The organism is Pseudonocardia sp. ZF1 (assembly GCF_056835605.1).
The window spans coordinates 2,404,614-2,430,064 of sequence record NZ_JAJNBY010000001.1 but is presented as its reverse complement, the minus strand read 5'-3'; the positions used below and the strand labels follow the sequence as shown (position 1 = coordinate 2,430,064).

The window sequence follows — 25,451 nt, the reverse complement described above, 5'->3', positions numbered from 1 at the left end:
GAGCCGGAAACACGGAGCGTGGTTGTTGATCACAAATGGTGATCACTGAATCGACTTGACCTGCACCGGGGTTCAGGGAGCAGGGTGGCGCCGTGGTCGAGGCGCGGACGGACGGGACGGGGGTCTGGTCCCACGGACGCGCCCCGACCACCGTCGGCATCCTGCTGCTGATCAGCCTGACCGCGTTCGAGGCGATGGGCGTCGGGACCGCGATGCCCGCGGTCGTCGCCGACCTGGGCGGGGTCGCCCGCTACGCCTGGCCGTTCGTGCTGTTCCTGGCCGCGGCGGTCCTCGGCACCGTCGCCGGCGGCCGCTGGTGCGACGTCCGGGGCCCGCGGGTGCCGCTCGTCGCCGCGCCGGTCCTGTTCGGGGCGGGCCTGCTGGTCGCCGGGTTCGCGACGACGATGACCGGGCTGCTCGCCGGCCGGGTCCTGCAGGGACTGGGCGCGGGGGCCCAGGGCGTCGCGGTGTACGTGCTCGTCGCCGAGGTGTACCCCACGCGGGCGCGCCCGGTGGTGTTCGGGCTGATCTCCTCGGCGTGGGTGCTGCCCGCGCTCGTCGGTCCCCCGCTGGCCGGGCTGGTGACCGAGCACCTGTCCTGGCACTGGGTCTTCCTGGGACTGCTGCCGGTGGTGGGGCTGGCCCTGGTACTGGTCACCCCGGTGGTGCGCGTCCTGCGACCGCCCGCCGGACCGGCGGTGGGCGGCCACGGGGCGGGCCTGGTCCCCGCGGCGCTCGGTGCCGCGGTCGGCGTCGCCGGGCTGAGCTGGGCGCTGGAGAACCTCGACCCCGGCGGCGCGGTGGCCGGCGTCGTCGCCGTCGCGGCGCTGGTGCCCTCGCTGCGCAGGCTGCTGCCCCGCGGGACCGTCCTCGCGCGCCCGGGCATCGCCGCGGTCGTCGCGGCCCGCGGCCTGGTCGCCGCGGCGTTCTTCCCGGTCGTGTCGTTCCTGCCGCTGGTGCTCACCGCGACGCACGGCTGGTCGCCGACCGCCGCCGGGACGCCGCTGATCGTCGCCTCGCTGGGCTGGTCGGCGGCGGCCGCCTGGCAGGCCCGCCGGCCCGGCAGCGACCGCTCGGTGATGCTGCGCGCGGGGTTCGCGACGATCGCCGCGGGCCAGCTCGCGCTGGTCCCGGTCGCCGCGGGACTGCTGCCGGGCCGGCTCGCCGTCGGGTTCTGGGGCGTGTCGGGGCTCGGGATGGGTGTGGCGTTCTCCGCGATCGCCTACCTGACCCTCGCCCACTCCGACGCCCACGACGTCGGCTCGCACTCCTCGGCGGCCCAGCTGCTCGACCAGCTGGCGACGGCGGCGTTCGTCGGCCTGGGCGGCGCGCTGCTGGTGGCGCTGCCGTCACCGGCCGTCGCGCTGCCGGTGCTGCTGGTCGTGGTCGCGGTGCCCGCGGTCGCCGGTGCACTGACCGCGTCGCGCACGCGGGTACCGGGGCCCTGAGCCTCAGATCCCGGACGGGCGGGCGAGCAGCTCGGCCACGGCGGCGTCGATGAAGGCCGTGTCGACCGGGTTCCTCCCGCCGCCGGCGAAGTGGCCCCACACCCCGGGGATGACCCGCAGCTCGGTGCCGGCCCGCATGTGCGACACCGCCCAGGCCTCGTCCTCGGGCGGGAAGTACAGGTCCTTCTCCGCGGGCATGACGATCGCCGTCGCCCGGATCGAGGCCAGTGCCTCCTCGGTCGAGCCGGCGCCCGGGGTCGCGCCGACATCGCCGTGCCACCAGGTGTCGAGCATGGTCAGCAGGTTGTTCGGGTCACGACCGTCGAGGAAGAAGCCCTCCCAGAAGTCGACGACGAAGTCCTCCAGCGAGGTGTTGCCCAGCCGTCGCCACTCCTCCTGCAGGTAGAACGCCTGGGAGAAGCCCCAGCCGGCGTAGATCCGGGCGAACGCGCGCAGCCCCTGCGCCGGCGGGACCGTGTAGCGGCCGCCGTCGAACCCCACCGCGGCCATGAGCGCGGCACGCAGCGAGTCGAGGAACACCTGGTTGTGCGGCGCGGTCCGCGGCGACCCGCAGAACGGCAGGATGCGCTGCACCATCTCGGGGTGGCTGACCGCCCACTGGTAGGTCTGGCCCGCGCCCATCGACCACCCGAGCACCAGCGGCAGCGTGCTGATCCCGAAGCGCTCGGTGACGAGCCTGTACTGGGCCTCGACGTTGTCGCGCACCCGGACCGGTGGGAACGACGGGCCGTCGTGCGGCACCGGGGCGTTCGACGGCGAGGTGGACAGCCCGTTGCCCAGCATGTTCGGCACGATGACGAACCAGCGGTCCGGGTCGAGCGCCATCCCCTCACCGATCAGCCACTCGTTGTCCCAGTGCCGCCCGGAGTACCAGGTCGGGTAGAGGATCGCGTTGTCCTTCGCCGCGTTCAGCTCGCCGTAGGTGCGGTAGGCGATCCGGGCCGGGCGCAGCGTCCGCCCGCAGTCGAGCGTGAGGTCGTCGATCTCGAAGACCTCGTAGGGCTCGTCGCGGCCGTAGCGGGGCCGGGCGGTGGGCTCGGGCACGGGGATCCTCCGGGAGCGGCGACGGTCGACCGATGGTTTCCCAGGAAATATGTTCCTGGGAAACCATCGGTGTCAAGGCCGGAGGGTCCCGCGGCTCAGCCGTCTCCCTCGATGTCGCCCTCGGACTCCAGGTAGGCCTGGCGCAGCGCGTCCAGCGTCGCGGACTCCGGGCTCTCCCAGAGACCACGGTCGACGGCCTCCAGCAGCCGCTCGGCCATGCCGTGCAGCGCCCACGGGTTGGACTCGGCGAGGAACTTCCGGTTGTCCGGGTCCAGCACGTACTCGGCGGTCAGCGTCTCGTACTGCCAGTCCGCGATGACGCCGGTGGTGGCGTCCCAGCCGAACAGGTAGTCGACGGTCGCGGCCATCTCGAACGCGCCCTTGTAGCCGTGCCGGCGCATCGCGGCGATCCAGCGCGGGTTGACCACGCGGGCACGGAAGACCCGGGCGGTCTCCTCGTGCAGGCTGCGGGTACGCACCGCCTCCGGACGGGTCGAGTCCCCGACGTAGGCGGCCGGCGCGGTACCGGTCAGCGCGCGCACCGTGGCGACCATGCCGCCGTGGTACTGGTAGTAGTCGTCGGAGTCGGCGATGTCGTGCTCGCGGGTGTCGATGTTCTTCGCCGCCACCGCGATCCGCCGGTAGGCGTTCTCCATGTCGTCCCGGGCGGGGACGCCGTCGAGGCCGCGGCCGTAGGCGTAGCCGCCCCAGGTGGAGTAGACCTCGGCGAGGTCGGCGTCACCGCGCCAGTCACGGGAGTCGACGAGCTGCAGCAGCCCGGCGCCGTAGGTGCCCGGCTTGGAGCCGAAGATCCGGGTGCGGGCGCGACGGTCGTCGCCGGTGCGCTCGCGGTCGGCGTCGACATGGGCGCGGACGTAGTTCTGCTCCGGGGTCTCGTCGAGCTCGGAGACCAGCTTCACCGCGTCGTCGAGCAGGGCCAGGACGTGCGGGAACGCGTCGCGGAAGAAACCGGAGATGCGGACCGTGACGTCGACGCGCGGGCGGCCGAGCTCCGCGAGGTCGATGACCTCCAGGCTGCGCACGCGACGGCTCGCGTCGTCCCACACCGGGCGGACGCCGAGCAGGGCGAACACCTCGGCGACGTCGTCGCCGGAGGTCCGCATCGCGCTGGTCCCCCACACCGACAGCCCGACGCTGCGCGGGTACTCGCCGTGGTCGGCCCGGTAGCGCTCGACCAGCGACTCGGCCATCGCCTGCCCGGTCTCCCAGGCCAGCTTCGACGGGACCGCCTTGGGGTCGACGGAGTAGAAGTTCCGCCCGGTCGGGAGCACGTTGACCAGCCCGCGCAGCGGCGAGCCGGACGGGCCGGCCGGGATGAACCCGCCGTCGAGGGCGTGCAGCACCCGGTCCAGCTCGTGCGCGGTGGCGTCGAGCCGGGGCACGACCTCCTCGGCGGCGAAGCGCAGCACCGCCGTGACCGCGTCCACGTCGACGCCCGGGAGCCCCCCACCGGTGCCCCCAGGGGAACTCTCGTGGCTTAGAGCGCTACGAGAGTTCCCCTGGGGGCCACCGGGGACGGGGGCCAGGTGCTCGGCGACCACCGCGTCGACGGCGTCGGGGACCCAGGAACGGGATTCCATCGCGGCGCACAGGGCACGGGCGACGGTCTCGACGGTGTCGGTGCGGGTGTTCGACTCCGAGCCGTCCTCGACCAGGCCGAGCGCCTGGCGCAGACCCGGCACGGACTGCTCGCCGCCCCACATCTGCCGGGCGCGCAGCACCGCGAGCACCAGGTCGACGCGCTGCTCCCCGGCCGGTGCCTGGGCCAGCACGTGCAGGCCGTCGCGGATCTGCACGTCCTTGATCTCGCACAGCCAGCCGTCGACGTGCATCAGCATGTCGTCGAAGACGTCCTCGTCGGGACGCTGCTCCAGTCCGAGGTCCTGGTGCATCTGGGCCGCGGTCATCAGCGTCCAGATCTGCTGGCGGATCGCGGGCAGCTTCGCCGGGTCGAGCGCGGAGATGTTCGCGTGCTCGTCGAGCAGCTGTTCCAGCCGGGCGATGTCGCCGTAGGACTCGGCGCGCGCCATCGGCGGGATGAGGTGGTCGACCAGGGTGGCGTGCGCCCGGCGCTTGGCCTGGGTGCCCTCCCCCGGGTCGTTGACGAGGAACGGGTAGACCAGCGGCAGGTCGCCGAGGACGGCGTCGGTGCCGCAGGAGGCCGACATGCCCAGCGTCTTGCCGGGCAGCCACTCCAGGTTGCCGTGCTTGCCGATGTGCACGATCGCGTGCGCGCCGAACCCGCCCTCGGAATCGGGCGCGGCCAGCCAGCGGTAGGCACCGAGGTAGTGGTGCGACGGCGGCAGGTCCGGGTCGTGGTAGATCGCGACCGGGTTCTCCCCGAACCCGCGGGGCGGCTGCACGATCAGCGTGACGTTGCCGCGGCGCAGAGCCGCGACGACGATGTCGCCGTCCGGGTTCTGCGAGCGGTCGACGTAGTGCTCGCCCGGCGCCTCGCCCCAGTGCTCCTCGACGCCGGACCGGAAGTCCTCGGGCAGCGTGTCGAACCAGCTGCGGTACGTCGCGGCGGAGATCCGCACCGGGTTGCCGGCCAGCTTCTCCTCGGTCAGCCAGTCCGGGTCCTGCCCGCCGGCCTCGATCAGGGCGTGCATGAGCGCGTCGCCGTCGCCGGCCTCGACGCCCGGGAACGCCGCCTCGCCCTCGGTGGCGACCGCGTAGCCCGCCGCGGCCATCGTCCGCAGCAGCGCCACCGTCGACGCCGGGGTGTCCAGCCCGACCGCGTTGCCGATCCGCGCGTGCTTGGTCGGGTACGCCGACAGCATCAGCACGATCTTCTTGTCCGCGTTCGGGACACGGCGCAGCGTCGCGTGCTTCACCGCGATCCCGGCGACCCGGGCGGCCCGCTCGTCGTCGGGGACGTAGACCGACAGGCCGTCGGCGTCGGTCTCCTTGAACGAGAACGGGACGGTGATCAGCCGGCCGTCGAACTCCGGCACGGCGACCTGGGTGGCGACGTCGAGCGGGGACATCCCGTCGTCGTTGGCCTCCCAGGTGGCGCGGGAGCTGGTCAGGCACAGGCCCTGCAGGATCGGCACGTCGAGCGCGGCCAGCTCGGTGACGTCCCACTCCTCGTCCTCGCCGCCGGCCTGGGCGCCTGCGGGCTTGGTGCCGCCCGCGGCGAGCACGGTGACGACCATGGCGTCGGCCTCGCGCAGCCGCTCCAGCAGCGCGGCCGGGGCCTGGCGCAGCGACGCGCACCAGATCGGCAGCGCGCGGGCGCCCTTCGCCGCGATCTGCTCGCAGAGCGCCTCGATGTAGCGGGTGTTCCCGGCCAGGAACTGGGCGCGGTAGAACAGCACCGCCACCGTCGGTCCGTCGACCTCCGTGCCGGGCAGGGACAGCTCGCCCCACTCGGGCAGCTCCACCGGCGGCGCGAACCCCTCGCCGGTGAGCAGCACCGTGTCGGACAGGAACGCGTGCAGCTGCGCCAGGTTCTCGGTGCCGCCCTGCGCCAGGTAGGTGTGGGCCTCGGCCGCGACGCCCGCGGGCACCGAGGACAGCTCCATCATCTCCGCGTCCGGGGCCATCTCCCCGCCCAGGCAGACCAGCGGCGTCGCGCGGGCCCGCAGCAGGTCCAGCCCCTCCTCGAAGTAGCGGTACCCGCCGAGGACGCGGACGACGACGACGTCGGCCGCGTCGGCCATCTCCGCCAGCTCGTCGTGGGTGACCCGGTTCGGGTTCGCGAGCCGGTAGTCCGCGCCCGAGGACCGGGCCGAGAGGAGGTCGGTGTCCGAGGTGGACAGCAGCAGGATCACCGGACGGCTCCGGGGGCGGCGTGGGCGCGCGTCATCGACGTACCTTCCTCGGGATCCTCGTCCCGGGTGGGGTGGCGCGGCGAACGGGCGCAGTGTCTGGCTCCCCCTCGCCGGGGCGAGGGGTCACAGTGGCGGGACCGCGCCGGACTCGCACCGGCTTCCTGGGGTTCCGCTCGCCGTCTTCGGTTGTCGTGAGTCACCATCGGTGGCGCCACCGGGTCACGTCAAGGAGCGCTCGACCAGGGTGGTGATCCGCACGTGCGACGGCGTGGCGGGGGCCGAGCCGAAGCCGAACCGGACCGGCGGGACGACCGCGGCCAGCCCGCCGCAGTCGCCGTCGTCCCAGCGGGCCCAGGCGGCGGCGACCCGGTGCAGGTCGCGGGCCCCGTAGTACTCGCGCCGGCCGCCGCCGGCACTGCCGACGGTCCGTACCCCGGGCACGGCCCTGCGGGCGATCGGGTCGATCACCCGCAACCACCAGGGGTGCACCGCGAGCGGTCCCGGGACCGCGCGCAGCAGCCTGCCGAGCAGCGGGCGGCCGCCGATCCGCCAGCTCACCTCCAGCGGGCCCGCCACGACCCGTCGCCGGTCGTCGTCGACGGTGTGGGTCACCGGCACGACCCGGACCTCGTCGAAGGTGTAGGTGGCCGAGACGAACTCCGCGACCTCCTCGCTCGGGGCGAGCAGGGTGCGGTGCCCGTCGGCGGACTCGGTCATGACGTCGGTGAACGACCCCAGCGGGGTGTCCGGCCAGTGGCCGACCACGATCCGTCTGCCCGAGGTCGTGCCCAGCCCGCAGATCCAGCCGTCGAAGCGGTCCAGGACGGGGGATCCGGCGGTGGGCACCCCGCCATCAGAGCCGATCGGCGCCGTTCCCGCCCGGGGAGACCCCGTCCGTACCGGCCCGTCCGAGGTCACGGGCCTGCAGGGCGAGCCACAGCTCGTGGCGGTCCTGGGCCGCGGACAGGCGTCGTCCGCTGACCTGCTCGGCCGCGGTGATCCGGTTCCGCACGGTGTGCCGGTGCACGCCCAGCGCGGTCGCCGTCGCCTCCCAGTGGCCGTTGTGCTCGACGAACGCCGCCACCGCGCGCAGCAGCGCGGGGCCGTGCGGGTCGGCGTCGCACGGGCCGAGGACGGCGTCGGCGAATCCGCCGAGCCGCGCGTGGCCGAGCAGGGCGAGCAGCATCCGGGCTGGTTGCGATCGTCGCGGCCCGCTCGCAACCCGCCCCGTCGACGACGGCGTCCGCACCGGCTGGGACCGGCGGGTGGGCGCCGCCGGGGGCCGGGGCTGAGGGACCCGGGCGGCGGCGCCCGGGCCGTCAGCCCAGCCGGGCGCCGTCCGCGGCGAACAGGTGGGTACGCGCCGGGTCCGGTGCCAGGTGCACCCCGGTGCCCCGCGCCGGGGGCCGGCGCCCGTCCACCCGGGCGACCATCGGGTGCTCGACGCCGTCGAGGCGGGTGCGGCCGTAGACGTAGGCGTCCGCGCCGAGCTCCTCGACCAGGTCGATCTCCAGGGGGATGCCGTCGTCGGCGAGGTGCAGGTCCTCGGGGCGGACCCCGAGGGTGACCGTGTCCCCCGCCCCGCGCGGCACGGCGACGTCGACACCGCCCAGCCGGACGCCGTCCGCGGTCACCGGCAGGCTCAGCAGGTTCATCGCGGGCGAGCCGATGAACCCGGCGACGAAGGCGTTGGCCGGGCGGGCGTAGAGCTCGCCGGGGGCGGCGCACTGCTGCAGCAGACCGTCCTTGAGCACGGCCACCCGGTCACCCATCGTCATGGCCTCGACCTGGTCGTGGGTGACGTAGACGGTGGTGACCCCGAGCCGGCGCTGCAGCGAGGCGATCTGGGTGCGGGTCTGCACGCGCAGCTTGGCGTCGAGGTTGGACAGGGGCTCGTCCATCAGGAACACCTGCGGCTGGCGGACGATCGCGCGTCCCATCGCGACACGCTGGCGCTGCCCGCCCGACAGCGCCTTGGGCTTGCGCTCGAGGTAGGCCTCCAGGTCGAGGATGCGCGCGGCCTCGGCGACCCGGTGGGCGATCTCGGCCTTCGCGGTCCCCGCCATCCGCAGCGCGAAGCCCATGTTCTCGGCGACCGACATGTGCGGGTAGGGGGCGTAGTTCTGGAACACCATCGCGGTGTCGCGTTCCTTGGGGGCGACGCCGGTGACGTCGCGCTCGCCGATGCGGATGCGGCCGCCGTCGACGTCCTCCAGACCGGCGAGCATCCGCAGCGAGGTGGTCTTGCCGCAGCCCGACGGCCCGACCAGCACGAGGAACTCGCCGTCGGCGATCTCGAGGTCCAGGGCGTCGACGGCGGCCCGGGTCGACCCGGGGTAGCGCCGCGTCACCGCGTCGTAGGTCACGCCGGCCATGGTGGTGGTCCTTCCGGTGGGGGATCGGGCTCGCGGTACAGCGGCGGCCTGCGGTCGCGCAGGACGTGGTTGTGCGCGGTGAGGCGCTTGTCGCGGGCGGCGGCCGGGTCGAGCGTGGCCAGCAGCACGCCGGGCTCCCCCGGCGGCGGACCGCCGGGCCCGGCGAGCAGGTCCCCGTCGGCGCCTGCGATCACCGGCGCCCCGAACCAGGCGACCCCGCGCTCGGTGCCGCAGCGGTCCGCGGCCACCACGTGCACCCGGTACGCCCCGGCGACGGCGCGCACCTTCGCCACCTCCAGCGGGTGCTGCCCGCCGGGGGTCGGGCGCCACGGCCAGTTCACCGGCGCGGCGACGATCTCGGCGCCGTCCTGCGCGGCCCGGCGCACCCACTCGGGGAACTCCAGGTCGTAGCAGACCATCGGGGCGATCCGCCCGGCCGCGGTCGCGACCACCGGGGGTGCGGCGTCGCCGGGGGTGAACAGCGTGTGCTCGCGGTCCCAGAGGTGGACCTTGCGGTAGACCGCGCGGCGCACCCCGTTCTCGACGAGGACGGCGCTGTTGTACACGCGGCCGTCGTCGCCGAGCTCGGCGAACCCGGCGACGACGACGCAGCGCAGCTCCGCCGACAGGGCCGCGAAGCGGGCGATGGTGGGACCGTCGGCGGGTTCGGCGGCGGCCCGCGCCTCGGCGGCGTCGGCGAAGGCGTAGCCGCAGACGGTGAGCTCCGGCAGGACGACGAGCCGGGCCCCGCCGGCGACCGCCTCGCGCACCGCGCGCTCGGCGACCGCCGGGTCCGGGGCGTCGATCCGCGCCGGGATCCGGCACGCCGCCACCGTCACCGCACCGGCGGCACCCGGCACCACCGGTCCGGGCGCCGCCCCCGTCGGCGTCGAGGACCCGGCCCCGGTCACGGGCACCGGCCACGACCTCGGGCGCCCACTGGTGCCGGACCCGGCCGTCGCCGCCGGTGACGACCAGCAGCTCACCGGTGCCGGGGGTGGCGGTCCGGCCGCCGTCGGCGTCGAGCGCGGTCATCGACCGCCAGGCGCCGGGCGGCACCGACAGGGTGTCCCGCGGGCCGAGCTCGACGGTGCGCGCGTCGTCGCCGGTGTTGAGGGTGACCGCCCAGTGCCCGGCCTTCACCGTCAGCACCTGGGTCGCGTCGTGCCGGTGGGTGAGCACGCCGTCCCCGGGCAGGGCGCGCAGCCACGCCAGCGCGAACCCGTGCGGGTCGAGCAGCCGCGGTGCCGCGGCCCGGCTCTCCGCGGTGCCCCAGCCGATGACCGGGGCGAGCTCGGCGCCACCGCCGGGCAGCCGCGAGCACAGGTAGGGCTCGGCGACCCACGGCCGGTCGGCGGCGTGCACCACGCGGCCGCGGAACTGTCGGCGGTGTAGACGTCGAGCCGGTCGATCTCGGCCTGGTCCATCGGCCGGATCAGCGCGACGTCCTCGGGCAGCGGGTCCCCGGCGACGGTGTCGATGAGCCGGTTGTCCGCGGTGAGCCGGCCAGGAGCAGAGCCAGCACCGTCACGACGGCGGTGGTGATCCGGTGGGGGCGCACCGCACCATGAGAACCCACCCGTGTGGGCGGGGCCACTCCACCCGTCGTGGTGACCCGGCGGTGTGGCTGCTTGCCCCGGCCCATCCGGCTGTCGAGAGTCCCCGCCGTGCCCCGTGTCCTGTCCGTCCTGTTCGCCGCGGTGCTCGGCTGCGCCGTCCTGCCCGCGGCCGCCCTGCCCGCGGCCGCCGACGGACCGGGGCGCACGTTCGTCGCCGTGTCGGTCGCGACCGTGTGGACCTCACCGGACAGCCCGCGCCCGCGGGACCGGGCCGCCGTCGCCGCCCCGGCCGACCCGGCCACGTGGATGGGGTCGATGAGCAGCGCGGACCGCCGCGAGCTCACCACCGCCTCGCGGACCCAGACCCAGGCGCTGCTCGGCGCCCCGGTGACCGTGACCGAGCGCCGCGACGGGTGGGCGCGGGTCGTCGTGCCCGGCCAGCCGTCGGGCAAGGACGGCCGCGGCTACCCCGGCTGGGTCCCCGCGGCCCAGCTCGTCGACGACCCCGCGTTCGGCGCGCTCGCCGCGGGGGCGCCCACCGGCACCGTCGACGGGGTCGCGACGGCCTGGCTGTACCGCGACCCGGCACGCACCGAACGGCTGCGCGAGGTCAGCGTGGGCACCCGGCTGCCGGTCGTCGGCGAGGCGGGCGACGCGGTCCGGGTCGCGCTGCCCGGCGGCGACCAGGCGTGGCTGACGGCGGGTGAGCTGCGCGGAGGGGCCCCGCCCTCCCCGACCGGGGAGGGTCTGGTCACGACGGCGCGGCTGTTCCTGGACCGTCCCTACCTGTGGGGCGGGCGTTCCGGGTTCGGCCCGGACTGCTCGGGGCTGACCGGGCTGACCTACGCCCTGCACGGCATCACCGTCGGGCGGGACGCCTCCGACCAGTCCCGCGGCGGGCGCCCGGTCGACGACCCCGCCGACCTGCGTCCCGGTGACCTGCTGTTCTGGAACTCCCCGGCGACGCACGTCGCGATGTACGCCGGCGACGGCACGATGATCGAGGCCTTCGACGCGGCCACCCCGGTCCGGGTGACCCCGGTGCGGTTCGACGCGGCCTACTCCGGTGCCCGCCGGTACCTGCCGTGACCTGAACACCTGACGAGGTGTGACCGCCGCCCCGGGCGGGTCCCCCCACCGGTCGTGGATGCCTACAGTGTCCGGCGTGCCGTCGCCGACCACCCGTACCCGCGCCGACGCCTGCCCCGGCGTCGTGTCGCCGCACGCGGCGGCGGACGGGGCCCTGGCGCGGGTCCGGCTGCCCGGCGGGACGGTCACCGCGGCGGCGCTGCGTGCGGTCGCGGCGCTGGCCCGCGACGCCGGCGACGGCGCCGTCCACCTGACCTCGCGCGGGAACCTGCAGCTGCGCGGCCTCGACCCGGCCGACCCGCGCCCGGTGGAGCGGCTGACGGCGGCCGGGCTGCTGCCGTCGAGGACCCACGAGCGGGTCCGCAACGTGCTGGCCTCCCCCCTGTCGGGGATCGACGGCGGCCTCGCCGACGTCCGCGGCCTGGCCACCGTGCTCGACCGCGGCCTGTGCGGGCGCCCCACGCTGTCGGCGCTGCCCGGCCGGTTCCTGTTCGCCCTCGACGACGGCCGCGGCGACGTCGCCGCCGAGCGCCCCGACCTGTGCTGGCGGGCGCGGGGCTCCGACGGGGGCGAGCTCGTCGTGGCGGGCGAGCCGACCGGCCTCTCCTGTCCCCCCGCCGAGGCCCCCGTGCTGCTGCTCGACGCGGCCGCGGCGTTCCTCGACCTGCGGGTCGCCCACAGCGCCGACCCGGCCGCGCGGGCCTGGCGCGCCGCGGAGCTGCCCGGAGCCGCGACCGGGATCGCGGCCCGGCTCTCCGGCCGCTGGACGACGCCCGCGCCGGGACCCGGAGCCCGGTCCGCGGGCGACACCGGTGGTCGATCGGCACGTTCCCGCCGTGCGGAGGGCGGGAACGTGCTCGTCGGCGTGTCCGACGGCGGAGCACTGGGCGTCGCGCCCCTGCTCGGGCAGCTCTCGGCCGCGCAGCTCGACGTGCTGGCCGGTGAGGCCCCGGGGCTGCTGGTCACCCCGTGGCGCACCCTCGTGCTGCCCACCCCGGCAGCCGGTGCCGCCGACCGACTGGCCGGGGCGGGACTCGTCGTCGACCCCGGGCACCCCGCGCTGCGGGTGAGCGCCTGCGCCGGGTCGCCGGGCTGCGCGAAGTCCCTGGCCGACGTGCGTGCCCATGCGCTCGACCTCATCGGCCGGGGCGGCCCGCGGACGGGCGCGGGGCCGGACATGCTGCACGTCGTCGGCTGCGCCCGCCGCTGCGGCGCCCCGCACACCGCGCACCGCGACGCCGTGGCCACCGGGCCGGGCACCTACGTCATCGACGGACACACGATCACGACCGAGGAGCTCCGCTGAGCGGGTACGACTACATCACCGACGGCAACGAGATCTACCGCCGCTCGTTCGCGACGATCCGCGCGGAGACCGACCTCTCCGGGCTCCCGCCCGGCGTCGACGACATCGCCGTCCGCATGATCCACGCCTGCGGCCAGGTCGACCTCGTCGACGACATCGCCGCCTCCGACGGCGTCGTCGCGGCCGCACGCGCCGCGCTGCGGGCCGGTGCCCCGATCCTGTGCGACGCGATGATGGTCGCCTCCGGGGTGACCGCCGCCCGGCTGCCCGCGGACAACGAGGTGCTCTGCCTGCTGCGCGACGCCCGGGTGCCCGACCACGCGCGCCGGATCGGCAACACCCGGTCCGCGGCCGCGCTGGAGCTGCTCGCCGACCGCTTCGAGGGCGCGGTGCTCGCGATCGGGAACGCCCCGACCGCGCTGTTCCACGTGCTGGACCTCATCGACCGCGGCGACGCACCCCGCCCGGCCGCGATCATCGGCATCCCGGTGGGGTTCATCGGCGCCGCCGAGTCCAAGGCCGCCCTCGCCGAGCGGACCGACCTGGAGCACCTCGTCGTCCACGGCCGGCGTGGCGGGTCGGCGATCACCGCGGCGGCGCTGAACGCGTTGGCCCACGAGCAGGAGATCATCGCGTGAACGAGCGTGCGAGTGCCGCGCAGCAGCACGGCGTGACAGGCACCCTCTACGGCGTCGGCCTCGGTCCGGGCGACCCCGAGCTGACCACGATCAAGGCCGCCCGGCTCGTCCGCGACGCCGACGTGATCGCCTACCACTCGGCCCGGCACGGCCGCTCCATCGCGCGCCGGATCGCCGAACCGCACCTGTCGGGCACCGCGATCGAGGAGGCGCTGGTCTACCCGGTCACCACCGAGGCCACCGACCACCCCGGCGGCTACCAGGGTGCGATCGACGCGTTCTACACCGAGGCCGCCGCCCGGCTCGCCGCGCACCTCGACGCGGGCCGCGACGTCGTACTGCTCGCCGAGGGCGACCCGCTCTTCTACGGCTCCTACATGCACATGCACAAGAGGCTGGCCGGGCGCTACCCGACCGAGGTCGTCCCGGGGGTCACCTCGATCAGCGGCGCCGCCGCGGCGATCGGGCAGCCGCTGGTGGAGCGCGACGAGGTGCTCACCGTGCTGCCGGGCACGCTGCCCCGCGAGGAGCTCGCGAGGCGGCTCGCGGGCACCGACTCGGCGGCGGTGATGAAGCTCGGGCGCACCTTCACCACGGTCCGCGGGGCGATGGCCGACGCCGGCGTGCTCGACCGGGCCCGCTACGTCGAACGGGCCACGATGGAGGGCCAGCGGACCGGCTCGCTGTCCGACGTGGACCCCTCGGACGTGCCCTACTTCGCGATCGCCCTGGTCCCCGGTGAGGTCGCCGCCTCGGTGCCCGAGGAGGCCGTCGCGTCTGTCGTGGAGCCCGGAGGTGCGGCGGCCGAGGAGCGGTCGGTGCGCGGGCCGGGTGAGGTCGTCGTGGTCGGGACCGGTCCCGCCGGGCGGGACTGGCTGACCCCGCAGGTCGCCCGCGCCCTGTCGGAGGTGGACGACCTCGTCGGCTACGGCCCCTACCTGGACCGGGTGCCGCCGAACCCGCGCCAGGCCCGGCACGCCTCGGACAACAAGGTCGAGTCCGAGCGGGCGGCGCACGCGCTGGACCTGGCCGCGTCGGGGCGGCGGGTCGCCGTCGTCTCCGCCGGGGACCCGGGGGTGTTCGCGATGGCGACCGCGGTGCTGGAGGTGGCGGCGGAGCCGAAGTACCACGACGTCCCGGTCCGGGTGCTGCCCGGCATGTCCGCGGCGCAGGCCGTGGCGGCCGCCGTCGGTGCCCCGCTGGGGCACGACCACGCCCTGATCTCGTTGTCCGACCGGCTCAAGCCGTGGGACGTGGTCGCGGACCGGCTGCGTGCCGTGGCCGCGGCGGACCTGGCGATCGCGATCTACAACCCACGCTCGAGGGCCCGGCCGTGGCAGGTCGGCGCGGCCCGTGACGTGCTGCTGGAGCACCGTGCACCGGGGACCCCGGTGGTGCTGGGCCGCGACGTCGGCGGCGCCGGGCAGCGGATCGTCGTCACCACGCTGGGCCAACTGGACCCGGAGCAGGTCGACATGCGCACCCTGGTGGTGGTCGGCTCGTCGACGACCCGGGCGGTCGAGCGCGGCGGCACGACCGTCGTGTTCACGCCCCGGCACTACGGCCCCGGCGGCACGACGACCGACTGACCACATCCGCCGGTTGTCGACATCCTGACGGATGCCGGTTCCGCGCTAGCGTCACGCCGTGCAACTGCAGGTGCGGCGCTTCGGGCCCGACGACTGGGAGCCGGCCCGCGCGGCCCGGCTCGCCTCGCTTCGGGACGGCTTCGGTGAGGACAGCGACTTCTACCGCGAGCAGGCGTCCATGGAACCGGCCGCCTGGCGGCTGGTCCTGGCCGAGCACGTCCGCTTCGGCGCCTTCGACGGCGACCGGCCGGTCGGCACCGCCTGCTGGCGGACCGGTGACGACGGCGACGGGCAGCTCTACGGCATGTGGGTCCATCCCGACGCGCGCGGGACCGGGCTGGCCGACGCGCTCGTCGACGCCGTCGTCGCGGCCGCGCGCGAGCTCGGCTCGGCCACCCTGTCGCTGAAGGTCGAACCGGGCAACGCCCGGGCGATCGCCTTCTACCTCCGCACCGGGTTCGTCGCCGACGGCGACCCCGGCCCGGGGCTGGTCGTCATGACCCGACCCGTCTGACCGCGTCGGCGAGCCCCGGCAGGGCCGTCAGCCCGGTCAGGCCCGCTGGGAGGATCGCACCATGCGAGCAGTACGGATCACCGCGTTCGGCGCGCCGCCCGAGGTCGTGGACCTGCCGGACCCCACCCCGCCCGCGGGTGGGGTCGTCGTGCGGGTGGAGGCGACCGGGCTGTGCGCCAGCGACCGGTTCGCCTGGGCCGGGCACGACGGTGACGTGACGCTCCCCCACGTGCCCGGCCACGAGCTGGTCGGGCACGTGGTCGCGACCGGCGCCGGGGTCACCCGGTTCCGGGCCGGTGACCGGGTCACGACGCCGTTCGTCTGCGGCTGCGGTGCCTGCCCGGACTGCCGGGCGGGCCGCGCGCAGGTCTGCCCGCACCAGCAGCAGCCCGGGTTCACCCACGACGGGTCCTTCGCCGAGCTCGTCGCGCTGCACCACGCCGACCACAACCTGGTGCCGGTCCCCGACGACACCGACGCGGCCGGCGCCGCACTGCTCGGCTGCCGGGTCGCCACCGCGCACCGGGCGCTCGTCGGGCGCGGCCGGCTGACCTCCGGGGAGCGGGTCCTCGTGCTCGGAGCGGGTGGGGTCGGGCTGGCCGCGGTGCTGATCGCGTCGGCGCTGGGCGCCGAGGCGGTCGTCGCGGACCCCTCGCCCGCGGCGCGGGCCCGGGCGGTCGAGCTGGGCGCGGTCGCGGCGGTGGACACCGCGGACGGCCCGGACGCGGTGCGCGGGGCCGTCGGCGACGGCGGCGCCCGCCTCGCGGTCGAGGCCGCGGGCCGCGCGGACGCCCTGGACCTCGGCGTCCGGTCGCTGCGCAGGCACGGGACGCTGGTGCAGGTCGGTCTGCTCACCCGGGAGCCGGTGGTGCCGGTGCCGCTGATGATCGCGCACGAGCTGACCGTCACCGGCAGCCACGGCATGGCCGCGGCGGACTACCCGGAGCTGATGGCGCTCGTCGCCGACGGGCGGCTCGACCCGGGCCGGCTGGTCACCCGGCGGACCGGGCTGGACGCGCTCGCCGAGGCGCTGGCCGCGGCTCCCGAGCCGGGCGGGATCCTCGTCGGCCTGCCCCGGGACCCGGCCGCGGACCGCTTGGCCCTCCCGGTGCAGCCGGTCCCCGGGTGATCAGTCCCCGAGCAGCCGGGCCAGCGCCGCGTCCACCGTGGGCTCCACCGCGACCCCGCCGGGCAGCGGCGGCCGGTCGACGACGAGGACCGGCACCCCGCGCTCCCGGGCGGCGGTGAGCTTCGGCGCGGTCGCCGCACCGCCGGAGTCCTTGGTGACCAGCACGTGCGGGACCACGGCCCCGAACAGGGCGCGCTCGTCGTCGAGGGCGAACGGGCCCCGGTCGAGCAGCAGCTCGTGCCGGGCGGGCAGCGGGCCGTCGGGCGGGTCGACCGCGCGGATCCAGAACGCCGCGTCGACAGCCGCGAAGTGCGCCAGTCCCCCGCGGCCGGTCGTCAGCAGGACCCGCCCGGCCGGGCCGGGGAGCAGGCCGGGCAGCGCGGCCGCCGCGGCGGCGACCGAGGCGACCCGGTGCCACCGGTCCCCCGGACCGGGCGTCCAGCCCGGCCGGCGCAGCACGACCAGCGGCACCCCGGTCCCCGCGCAGGCGGCGGCCGCGTTCGCGGTCATCGTCGAGGCGAACGGATGGGTCGCGTCGAGCACCGCCGCGACCCGCTCGGCGCGCAGGTGCGCGGCCAGCCCCTCGGCACCGCCGAAGCCGCCGATGCGGACCTCGCCGTCGGGCAGGGCCGGGCTGCGCACCGCCCCGGCCAGCGACGACACGACCCGGACGTCGTCCCGGCCGGCCAGCGCGGCGGCCGCGGCCCGGCCCTCGGTCGTACCGCCGAGGACCAGCACCGTGCGGGGAGCGCTCACACCCGTCAGGGTAGGGGGATGGCGATCACGACCGTGGTGTTCGACGTCAACGAGACCCTGTCGGACCTGACCCCGATGGGGGCCCGGTTCGCCGCGCTGGGCGCTCCGGAGGAGCTCGGGCCGCTCTGGTTCGCCGCGACCCTGCGCGAGGGCATGGCGCAGGCCACCGGTGGGGAGCTGACGCCCTTCGCCGAGCTGGCGACGGCGACCGCGGCCGGGCTGCTGCGCCGGCACGGCGTCGCCGACCCCGACGCGGGCGCGCGGCACGTCGTCGACGGCTTCCTGGAGCTGCCGGTGCACGACGACGTCCACGGCGGGGTCGCGGCACTGCGGTCCGCGGGGCTGCGGCTGGTGACGCTGTCGAACGGCGCCGCGTCGGTGGCCGAGCGGCTGCTCGGCGACCACGGCCTGCGCGAGCAGTTCGACGCGGTGCTGTCGGTGGAGGACGCCGGGATCTGGAAGCCGGCTCCCGCCTCCTACGCGTACGCGCTGCGGGCCTGCGGGGTCGACGCGGCCGAGTCGGTGATGGTCGCGGTGCACCCGTGGGATCTCCACGGCGCCGCCCGGGCCGGGATGGCGACGGCCTGGCTGGACCGCCACGGCGACACCTGGCCCGGGTACCTCACCCCACCGACCTTCACCGTCGGCGCGCTGCCCGAGCTGGCCGGCCACCTGGCCTGAGCCCGCGGGACGCCGGGAGCGGTGCCGTCCGGCCCGCTCCCGTCAGACCGCCGCCAGCACCGGCTCGAACGCGATCTCGGCCGCGCCGACCAGCGCGCCGTCGCGGCCGAGCGGGGAGACCGCGAGCCGGGTCCCGCCCGCGGCCCGGCTCACCAGGCTGCGCCGGCGCAGCTCGGACCCGATCCGCTCGACCACCGAGGGCGGCAGCGCGCCGAACAGGTCGCCCAGCACGACGAGCTCGGGGGCCAGCATGTTCACCACGGTGACCAGCCCGGCGGTCATCCACCCGGCGTAGCCCTCCAGCAGCCGGTCGGCCCGGCCCGGCACGACGGCCAGGTCGCGCAGCTCCGCGACGAGCACCCCGCGCGGGGTGTCCTCGGGCAGGCCGAGCGCGCGGCACAGCGCGGGCTCGCCGACCTCGGTCTCCCAGCAGCCGTGCGAGCCGCAGAAACACTCCCGCCCGTCCGGGCGGACCATGAGGTGGCCGAGCTCGCCGACGTAGCCGCCGGTGCCGCGCAGCGGCTGCCCGCCCGACACCACGCCGCCGCCGACGCCGACGTCGGCCGAGAGGTAGACCATGTCGGCGACGTCGCGGCCGATCCCGCGCAGGTGCTCGGCGAGTGCGCCGGCCTCCGCGTCGTTGGCGACCTGCACCGGCCGGGCGAGGACGGCGGCGAGCCGGGCCCCCAGCTCGACGTCGCGCCAGCCGAGGTTGGGCGCCTCGTGCACGAAGCCGTCGGAGCGCCGCACGACGCCGGGCACCGAGACCCCGACCGCCTGCTCGGCGACGCCCAGCTCGTCGCGCAGCAGGGCGGCGGACTCGGCGAGGTGGGTGATCACCTCGCCGGGCAGCCGGGTGGTGCGGTGCAGGTTCCAGCTGTGCCGGCCCAGGATCTGGCCGCCGATGCCGACCATCGCCAGCGCGACCTGCTCGACCCGGATGTCGACGGCGAGCACCACCGCCGCCTGCGGGTCGGGCAGCACCAGCAGCGACGGCCGCCCGGCCCCGGAGCGCTGGGCCGGGACGGCCTCGGTGACGACGCCCGCCTCGGCGAGCCCGTCCACCACCGCCTTGATCGTGCTGCGGTTGAGGCCGAGCTCGCCGGCCAGCGTCGCGCGGGTGCAGGGACCCTCGACGTGCAGCCGGCGCAACAGGACGGCCCGGTTGTGCCGGCGCGCGTCGTCGGGTCGGGTCCCCGATCCGGGCTGGGTCATGTCACCGGCCGCTGGCCGCCGCCCGGCGCCGTGACGCCACGTCGACACCGGCCGCGAGCAGCAGCACCAGGCCGGTCACCACGAACACGACCGCGGCGGGCTGCTTGAGCAGGCCCAGACCGTTCTGCACCGTGGCGAGCACCGTGCCGCCGATGACGGCGTTGCTGATGCGGCCGCGGCCGCCGAACAGCGACGTGCCGCCGATGACCGCGGCGCCGACCGCGAACAGCAGGGTGTTGCCGCCACCGGCCGCCGGGTTGACCGACCCGATCTTCGACGAATAGACGATCGCGCCGATCGCGGCGAAGGCGGTGGAGATGACGAACACCGACGCCCGGATGCGGGCGACGTCGATGCCGGCCCGGCGCGCGGCCTCCCGGTTGCCGCCGACGGCGTAGACGTGACGGCCGAACCGGGTCCGGTCGAGCACCCAGGTGCCCGCGACGAGCAGCACCAGCACGACCGGGACGACGTAGGGGATCCCGGCGATCGCGATGACGCCGGGCGAGCGGTCCTGCACGAGTGCGAACGTCACCAGCCCGCCGAGCACCACCACCGCTCCGATCTTGAGTGCGACCAGCCCCGTCGGCGGCGCGACCAGCCCGCCGCGGAGCCGGGTCCGCAGGCGCACCACCTGGACGGCCGCGTAGCCGCCGGCGACGACCACGAACAGCACCCAGGACGCCGTGACCGAGAGATTGCCGTTCGCCACGGCGTTGATCAAGGGGTCGCGCAGCGCGATGGTGCCGCCGTCGCCGATGAGCTGCAGGATCACGCCCTGCCACGTGATGAACAACGCCAGCGTCACGACGAACGACGGCATCCCGATCCGGGCCACGAGGAACCCGGTGAGGCAGCCGATCACCACCCCGACGCCGACGGCGAGCCCCATCACGGTGAACGCGTTCGCCGGGACCCCGATCACGAGCACGACCGCGGTGAGCAGGCTGATCACCGACCCGGCCCACACCCGGACCAGCGCGGCGAGCACGGCACCGGCCAGCATCACCGCCACGAGCAGCACGAACACGGTGGTGCCGGTGGCGCCGAGCACGTTGCCGTCGCTCATCAGGTGCAGCGCCATCAGCGCCGCCGCCAGCCCGGACGCCGTACCGGCGGCCAGGTCGATCTCCCCGGTGAGCAGCACGAACACCAGGCCCATCGCGATGATGGTCGGGCCGGCGCCCTGCTGGAGCAGGTTCGCCAGGTTGAGCAGGCTCGGGAAGGTGCCGCCCGAGTCCAGCACGCTGAACAGCACGAACAGCGCGGCCAGGCCGAGCAGCGCCGGCAGCGAGCCCAGGTCACCGCCACGCAGGCCGCGCAGGTACGCCGTGATCGCCTCGCGGGTGGTGCGGGCGGTGGTGTCGATGCCGAAGTCGGCGGCCCGGTTACCGGGGTTCGCCCGGCGGGCCGCGCTCTGCTCCTGCTCGGGCGCGGGCGTCCGTTCGGTCACGGTGTCTCCTCCCGGGCCGGCGGGGCCGGACGGATCGGGGTGGGGGGCCATCAGGTCACCGCCTGCTCGGGCCGCGGCAGCCCGAGCTCGCCGGAGCGGCCCGCGGTGATGAGCTGGACGACGTCGGAGTGGGTGACCTCGCGGGTCGGGACCTGCGCGACCATCCGGCCGAGGTAGAGGCAGGCGATCCGGTCGGACACCTCGAACACGTCGGCCATGTTGTGGCTGATGAGCACGACGCCGAGGCCCTGCTCGGCCAGCCGTCGCACGAGGTCGAGCACCTGGCGGGTCTGGGCGACGCCGAGCGCCGCGGTCGGCTCGTCGAGCAGCACGACGCGCGAGTCCCAGAGCACCGCCTTGGCGATGGCGACGGTCTGGCGCTGCCCGCCGGACAGCGACGCGACCGGGGTCCGGACCGAGGTGACGGTGCGGACCGAGAGCGACGCGAGGGTGTCGCGGGCGGCCTGCTCCATCGAGCCCTCGTCGAGCATCCAGGAGCGGCCGCGCTCGCGGCCGAGGAACATGTTCTGGACGATGTCGAGGTTGTCGGCCAGCGCGAGGTCCTGGTAGACGACCTCGATGCCGAGCCGGGAGGCGTCCGACGGCCCGGTGACGGTCACCGGCGCCCCTTCGAACAGGACCTCGCCGGAGTCGATCGGGTGGATACCCGCGACGCACTTGACCAGGGTGGACTTGCCCGCGCCGTTGTCGCCGACGAGCGCGGTGACCTCGCCGGCGCGCACGGTCAGGTCGACGTCGTGCAGGACCTGCACGGCGCCGAAGCTCTTCGACACACCGCGCAGGGAGAGGATGGGGTCGGCCACTTCGGGCACCTTCCACGTGGGCGTCGGCCGGGCCGCGGCGGGGTCTCCGCCGCGGCCCGGTCCGGCTGCGGGTCCTACTTGATGCCGAGCTGGCCGCAGGCGGCCTGGGTCTCGGCGTTGCAGATCTCCGAGGCCTTGACGTAGCCGGCGTCGGTGACCTTCTTGACCGAGTCCTTGGTGATGAGCTGCGGCTCGAGCAGCACCGACTTGACGTCGCGGTTGCCCTTCGGGTCCTCGACCGTCTGGGTGGCGACGCCGTCGGCGGCCGCGGTGTCGCCCTTGGCCAGGGCACCGGCGAGCTTCGCGGCGGCCTCGGCCTCCTGCTCGATCGGCTTGAACACCGTCATGTACTGGTCCCCGCGCAGGATCGCGGCGAGCCCGTCGGCGGTGGCGTCCTGGCCGGTGACCACGACCTTGCCGTTCAGGCCGTACTTGGCCAGCACCGTGACGATGGCGCCGGCGAGGCCGTCGTTGGCGGCGACGACGCCGTCGACCTTGCCGCCGTTGCCGGTGAGGATCTGCTCGAAGGTGGTGCCACCGACCTGGTTGTCCCACTTGTCGATCTTCTGGCTCTGCACCAGCTTCAGCGCCCCGGACTCGTACTTGGGCTTCAGCACGGTCTGCTGGCCGTTGTAGAACAGGGTCGCGTTGTTGTCGGTCGGCGCGCCCTCGATCTCGATGACCTGGGCGCCCGGCTTGTCGCCGATGCCCTGGACCAGGCCCTCGCCCTGCAGGGCGCCGACCTTCTCGTTGTCGAAGGAGACGTAGTAGTCGCTGACGCCGCCGAGGTTGAGCCGGTCGTAGTCGATGACCGGGATGCCCTGGGCCTTGGCCTTCTGGGCGACGGCGGTCCCGCCGTCGCTGCTGATCGAGGCGATGATCATGACCTTGACGCCGCTGGAGATCATGCCGTCGGCCAGGGTGGAGAACTTCTGCTCGTCGCCCTGGGCGTTCTGGATGTCGGGGTCCATGCCCTGGGCGCGCAGCGCCTTGTCCAGCATGGGCTTGTCGAAGCCCTCCCAGCGGGCCGAGGAGTCGGTCTCGGGGAGGATCACCCCGACCTTCACCCCGCCGCCGGACCCGCCGGACCCGCCGCCGGCGGCCTCCCCGCCGCCGCCGGCGCTGTTCTGTCCGCAGCCCGCGACGGCCAGCAGCAGGCCGAGACCCGCCGCCGCGACCGCCCGACGCAGCCGGGGACCGCGCCCCGTGTTCCGTGCCCCCATCGGGGTCTCCCTCCACCACGTTGTGGACCGCTCGCATGATCACGAACGGGTGAATGTTGCGAGCGCCAACGTATTGGGCGGAACCGGTTCCGCGACAGCCTTCTGAATCGAGACAGTTCCCGTTTCGTCATCACAATCCGGTCACGAACATCGACTTTGTTGCCCTGCGGCACGATCCGGACGGCCGCCACGGCACCAGAACGCGCCGTGGCGGGCGGTGACCACCGCTCCCCCGCCCCCGGGGTCGGGCCCGCCTCAGCCGCGCAGGGTCTCCAGCAGGTCCGCCTCGACCGCGGCCAGGGTCGGGTCGGTACGGCTGCGCGGCCGCCCGGCGTCGACGACGACCTCCCGCACCACGGTCGCCGGGCGCGGCGAGAAGACCAGCACCCGGTCCGAGAGCAGGACCGCCTCCCGCACGTCGTGGGTGATCAGGACCGTCGTCCAGCCGTAGCGGGCGCGCACCGACTCCAGCCAGTCCTGCATCGCGGTCCGGGTGAGCGCGTCCAGCGCGCCGAACGGCTCGTCGAGCAGCAGTACCTCGCGCCCCCCGACGACGGTGCGCAGCAGCGCCGCGCGCTGGCGCATGCCGCCCGACAGCGCACCCGGGCGGGCGTCCTCGAAGCCCGCGAGCCCGAACGGCTCGAACAGCGCGCGGGCACGCTCGCGGGCCTCGCGGCGCCCCACGCCGGCGACCTCCAGCCCGAGGGTGGTGTTGTCGAGCACGGTGCGCCACGGGAACAGGAGGTCCTGCTGGGGCATCAGGCCGAACGGGGCGCCGCGCACCGGGCCGCCGTCGACCTCGATCCCGCCGGTCACCGTCGCCCCGTCGAGGATGCCCGCCAGGGCCCCCAACAGCGTCGACTTGCCGCATCCCGACGGCCCGACGAGCGACACGAACTCCCCCGGCGCGACGTCCAGGCTCACCCCGGACAGCACCGGCAGGTCGCCGTAGGAGACCGACAGGTCGCGCACCACGACCTTCACCGCGCACCGTGCCCGTCGTGGTCGGCCACGTACCAGGGCGTGACCAGGCGCTGGAGCAGGAAGGTCAGCGCGAACAGCGTCACCGACAGCACCGCGGTCACGCCGACGGCGGCGAGCACCAGGTCGGTGCGGAACTGGTTCTTCTGCAGCTGCATGAAGATGCCCAGGCCGGCCCGGGCGCCGACGTACTCGGCGAAGATCGCCCCGGTGACGGCGTAGGTGATCGCGATCCGCAGCGCCGTGAAGAACGACGGCAGCGCCCCGGGCAGCCGCACGTAGCGGAACCGCTGCCAGCGCGAGGCCCCCATCGACCGCAGCAGCGCGGTCGCGGACCGGTCGGTCGCGGCGAAGCCCTCGATCAGCCCGACCGCCACCGGGAAGAACGTCACCAGCGCGATGACCAGCACCTTCGGCAGCAGACCGAACCCGAACCAGATGATGAGCAGCGGGGCGATCGCGACCACCGGCAGCGTCTGCGAGGCCACCAGCAGCGGGGTCAGCGCCCGGCGCAGCCACGGCGAGAAGTCCACCGCGACCGCGGCCGCCCAGGCCAGCGCCATCGAGACGGTGAACCCGATCAGCGTCACCTGGACCGTCGGCAGCGTGTTCGCCCACAGCTCGGCCCGGAACGCCCAGCCCTGCTCGACCACCCGCAGCGGCGAGGGCAGCACCTGGGGGCGGGTGCCGGCGACGGTGACCGCGACCTGCCAGGTGACCAGCAGGGCGGTGACCAGCGCCGCGGCCGGCCACAGCCGGCGGATCACGGTGCCAGGTAGTCGTTGGTGAACCAGGTCGAGAAGTCCGGCTTCTGCCGCACCGGGGCGCCGTCCGGCCCCGCGACGGTGCCGGTGTCGTAGAGGAATCCGGAGAACCCGGCCCACTGCTGCGGGGTCTGGAACCCGACGCGGCCCTGCGTGTCGCGCAGGAAGCGCTCGCTGAGCATCCGTGCGCCCCGGTCGACCAGCGCGTCGGAGGTGAACGCGCCGGGGTTGGCCTCCTTCAGCATCCGGGCCGCGGTCGCCGGGTCCTGCGCGGCCAGCGCGTAGCCCTTCTGGACGGCCTGCACGAACGCGCGGGCCCGGTCGGGGTTGTCGCGCAGCCAGGTCGAGTTGCCCAGCAGCAGCACGTTGTAGGAGTCCGGGAAGCCGTAGTCGGTGTAGCGGAAGGTGCGGATCGGCTCGCCCCGCAGCTGCGCCTCGATGCCCTCGACGTTGACGAACGGCTCGGTGAAGTCGGCCTGGCCGGAGTAGAGCGCCTCGTAGGCCGCGGTGGACAGGACCTCGGTGCGGAAGTCGCCGCGCCCGCCGTCGGCCCGGATCACGGCCTGCATCTTCTGGTTCTCACCGGGCCCGCCGAACCCGGCGTAGACCTTGCCGTCGAGGTCGCGCGGGCGCCGGATGTCGGTGCGGTCGGAGCGCACCGCGATCTCGGTCGCCCAGTGCTGCAGGATCGCCATCACCGAGGTGATGTCGGCGCCCGCGGCCTTCGAGAACGTGAAGGAGTCCTGGAAGCCGATGCCGAAGTCCGCGGCGCCGGAACCGACCAGGGTGTCCGGTGAGGTCTGGTTGTAGGGCAGGAACTCGACGTCGAGGCCGGCGTCGCGGAAGTAGCCCGCCTGCTGGGCGGCGAACAGCCCGATGTGGTTGGTGTTCGGCGTCCAGTCCAGGGCGACGCGGATCGGCCCGCCCCCGGCGGGGCCGCCGGGGCCGTCGGCCACGGCGCAGCCGGACAGGGCCAGCGCGAGCGCCAGCGCGACGGCGAGCGGACGGAGAGCACGTGACAGCACGGAGCGGCCTCCCTACGCCG

Annotated in this window: 22 protein-coding genes and 1 riboswitch; of the genes, 8 read left to right on the top strand and 14 right to left on the bottom strand. The window is 75.2% G+C overall.

All coding sequences use genetic code 11. From position 1 onward, the window contains the following. Positions 1 to 92: 92 nt before the first annotated feature. The gene (locus ZF1_RS11965; RefSeq protein WP_482637283.1) at positions 93 to 1,448 is read left to right on the top strand and encodes an MFS transporter; all 1,356 of its coding nucleotides are present in this window, start codon (positions 93 to 95) and stop codon (positions 1,446 to 1,448) included. Between the two features lie 3 nt (positions 1,449 to 1,451). Here ZF1_RS11965 and ZF1_RS11960 read toward each other — a convergent pair whose 3' ends face one another. From ZF1_RS11960 to ZF1_RS11935, 6 genes are all read right to left on the bottom strand, one after another. Further along, complete coding sequence (locus ZF1_RS11960; protein WP_482637282.1) at positions 1,452 to 2,513, bottom strand: alpha/beta fold hydrolase; 1,062 nt, start codon at positions 2,511 to 2,513, stop codon at positions 1,452 to 1,454. A gap of 95 nt (positions 2,514 to 2,608) precedes the next feature. Next, positions 2,609 to 6,310, bottom strand: a complete 3,702-nt coding sequence (gene cobN / locus ZF1_RS11955; RefSeq protein WP_482637281.1) for a cobaltochelatase subunit CobN — start codon at positions 6,308 to 6,310, stop codon at positions 2,609 to 2,611. A gap of 90 nt (positions 6,311 to 6,400) precedes the next feature. Next, positions 6,401 to 6,474: riboswitch (cobalamin riboswitch) on the bottom strand. A 55-nt stretch (positions 6,475 to 6,529) separates the two neighbouring features. Beyond that, positions 6,530 to 7,156 carry a hypothetical protein gene (locus ZF1_RS11950; RefSeq protein ID WP_251786381.1) on the bottom strand — a complete coding sequence of 209 codons (627 nt, stop codon included), beginning with the start codon at positions 7,154 to 7,156 and terminating at the stop codon, positions 6,530 to 6,532. A gap of 7 nt (positions 7,157 to 7,163) precedes the next feature. After that, the gene (locus ZF1_RS11945; protein ID WP_482637280.1) at positions 7,164 to 7,496 is read right to left on the bottom strand and encodes a PucR family transcriptional regulator; all 333 of its coding nucleotides are present in this window, start codon (positions 7,494 to 7,496) and stop codon (positions 7,164 to 7,166) included. Between the two features lie 133 nt (positions 7,497 to 7,629). Further along, positions 7,630 to 8,685, bottom strand: coding sequence for an ABC transporter ATP-binding protein (locus tag ZF1_RS11940; protein ID WP_482637279.1), 1,056 nt, complete (start codon positions 8,683 to 8,685; stop codon positions 7,630 to 7,632). Further along, positions 8,673 to 9,602 carry a nitrilase-related carbon-nitrogen hydrolase gene (locus ZF1_RS11935; protein ID WP_482637278.1) on the bottom strand — a complete coding sequence of 310 codons (930 nt, stop codon included), beginning with the start codon at positions 9,600 to 9,602 and terminating at the stop codon, positions 8,673 to 8,675. Before ZF1_RS11935 ends, ZF1_RS11940 begins: the two co-directional genes overlap by 13 nt. Positions 9,603 to 10,352: 750 nt before the next feature. On the opposite strand from ZF1_RS11935, the gene ZF1_RS11930 reads away from it, so the two are divergent. The 6 genes from ZF1_RS11930 (at position 10,353) to ZF1_RS11905 (ending at position 16,509) form a co-directional block, all read left to right on the top strand. Next, positions 10,353 to 11,333, top strand: coding sequence for a C40 family peptidase (locus tag ZF1_RS11930; protein WP_482637277.1), 981 nt, complete (start codon positions 10,353 to 10,355; stop codon positions 11,331 to 11,333). A 76-nt stretch (positions 11,334 to 11,409) separates the two neighbouring features. Beyond that, a complete protein-coding gene (locus ZF1_RS11925; RefSeq protein ID WP_482637276.1) occupies positions 11,410 to 12,639 on the top strand; it encodes a precorrin-3B synthase in 1,230 nt (409 codons plus the stop codon). Beyond that, complete coding sequence (locus ZF1_RS11920) at positions 12,636 to 13,277, top strand: precorrin-8X methylmutase (protein ID WP_062404674.1); 642 nt, start codon at positions 12,636 to 12,638, stop codon at positions 13,275 to 13,277. The genes ZF1_RS11925 and ZF1_RS11920 overlap by 4 nt, the downstream gene beginning before the upstream one ends. A gap of 32 nt (positions 13,278 to 13,309) precedes the next feature. Next, entirely contained in the window at positions 13,310 to 14,866 is a 1,557-nt protein-coding gene (locus ZF1_RS11915; protein WP_476654856.1) for a precorrin-2 C(20)-methyltransferase, read from the top strand. Positions 14,867 to 14,924: 58 nt separating this feature from the next. Then, positions 14,925 to 15,380 carry a GNAT family N-acetyltransferase gene (locus ZF1_RS11910; RefSeq protein ID WP_476654465.1) on the top strand — a complete coding sequence of 152 codons (456 nt, stop codon included), beginning with the start codon at positions 14,925 to 14,927 and terminating at the stop codon, positions 15,378 to 15,380. Positions 15,381 to 15,441: 61 nt separating this feature from the next. After that, positions 15,442 to 16,509, top strand: a complete 1,068-nt coding sequence (locus ZF1_RS11905; protein ID WP_482637275.1) for an alcohol dehydrogenase catalytic domain-containing protein — start codon at positions 15,442 to 15,444, stop codon at positions 16,507 to 16,509. Here the strand turns inward: ZF1_RS11905 and ZF1_RS11900 are convergent, their stop codons facing one another. Further along, entirely contained in the window at positions 16,510 to 17,265 is a 756-nt protein-coding gene (locus ZF1_RS11900) for a cobalt-precorrin-6A reductase (RefSeq protein ID WP_307799115.1), read from the bottom strand. It abuts the gene before it with no gap. An 18-nt stretch (positions 17,266 to 17,283) separates the two neighbouring features. On the opposite strand from ZF1_RS11900, the gene ZF1_RS11895 reads away from it, so the two are divergent. Continuing rightward, positions 17,284 to 17,946, top strand: coding sequence for a haloacid dehalogenase type II (locus tag ZF1_RS11895; protein WP_405417686.1), 663 nt, complete (start codon positions 17,284 to 17,286; stop codon positions 17,944 to 17,946). A gap of 42 nt (positions 17,947 to 17,988) precedes the next feature. On the opposite strand, the gene ZF1_RS11890 is transcribed toward ZF1_RS11895, so the two are convergent. From ZF1_RS11890 to ZF1_RS11860, 7 genes are all read right to left on the bottom strand, one after another. Further along, on the bottom strand, positions 17,989 to 19,161 hold the full coding sequence (locus tag ZF1_RS11890) for an ROK family protein (RefSeq protein ID WP_062404671.1): 1,173 nt from the start codon (positions 19,159 to 19,161) through the stop codon (positions 17,989 to 17,991). 1 nt (position 19,162) lies between these two features. Continuing rightward, positions 19,163 to 20,665, bottom strand: coding sequence for a sugar ABC transporter permease (locus tag ZF1_RS11885; RefSeq protein WP_208819569.1), 1,503 nt, complete (start codon positions 20,663 to 20,665; stop codon positions 19,163 to 19,165). Continuing rightward, positions 20,665 to 21,438 (bottom strand): ATP-binding cassette domain-containing protein, encoded by a 774-nt coding sequence (locus tag ZF1_RS11880; RefSeq protein WP_482637274.1) that lies wholly within the window; start codon positions 21,436 to 21,438, stop codon positions 20,665 to 20,667. The genes ZF1_RS11885 and ZF1_RS11880 overlap by 1 nt, the downstream gene beginning before the upstream one ends. 74 nt (positions 21,439 to 21,512) lie before the next feature. After that, the gene (locus ZF1_RS11875; RefSeq protein WP_208819568.1) at positions 21,513 to 22,661 is read right to left on the bottom strand and encodes a sugar ABC transporter substrate-binding protein; all 1,149 of its coding nucleotides are present in this window, start codon (positions 22,659 to 22,661) and stop codon (positions 21,513 to 21,515) included. Positions 22,662 to 22,916: 255 nt separating this feature from the next. Further along, positions 22,917 to 23,645, bottom strand: coding sequence for an ABC transporter ATP-binding protein (locus ZF1_RS11870; protein WP_482637273.1), 729 nt, complete (start codon positions 23,643 to 23,645; stop codon positions 22,917 to 22,919). Further along, the gene (locus tag ZF1_RS11865; protein ID WP_405417696.1) at positions 23,642 to 24,409 is read right to left on the bottom strand and encodes an ABC transporter permease; all 768 of its coding nucleotides are present in this window, start codon (positions 24,407 to 24,409) and stop codon (positions 23,642 to 23,644) included. Before ZF1_RS11865 ends, ZF1_RS11870 begins: the two co-directional genes overlap by 4 nt. After that, the gene (locus ZF1_RS11860; RefSeq protein ID WP_405417698.1) at positions 24,406 to 25,431 is read right to left on the bottom strand and encodes an ABC transporter substrate-binding protein; all 1,026 of its coding nucleotides are present in this window, start codon (positions 25,429 to 25,431) and stop codon (positions 24,406 to 24,408) included. The genes ZF1_RS11865 and ZF1_RS11860 overlap by 4 nt, the downstream gene beginning before the upstream one ends. Positions 25,432 to 25,451: the final 20 nt, after the last annotated feature.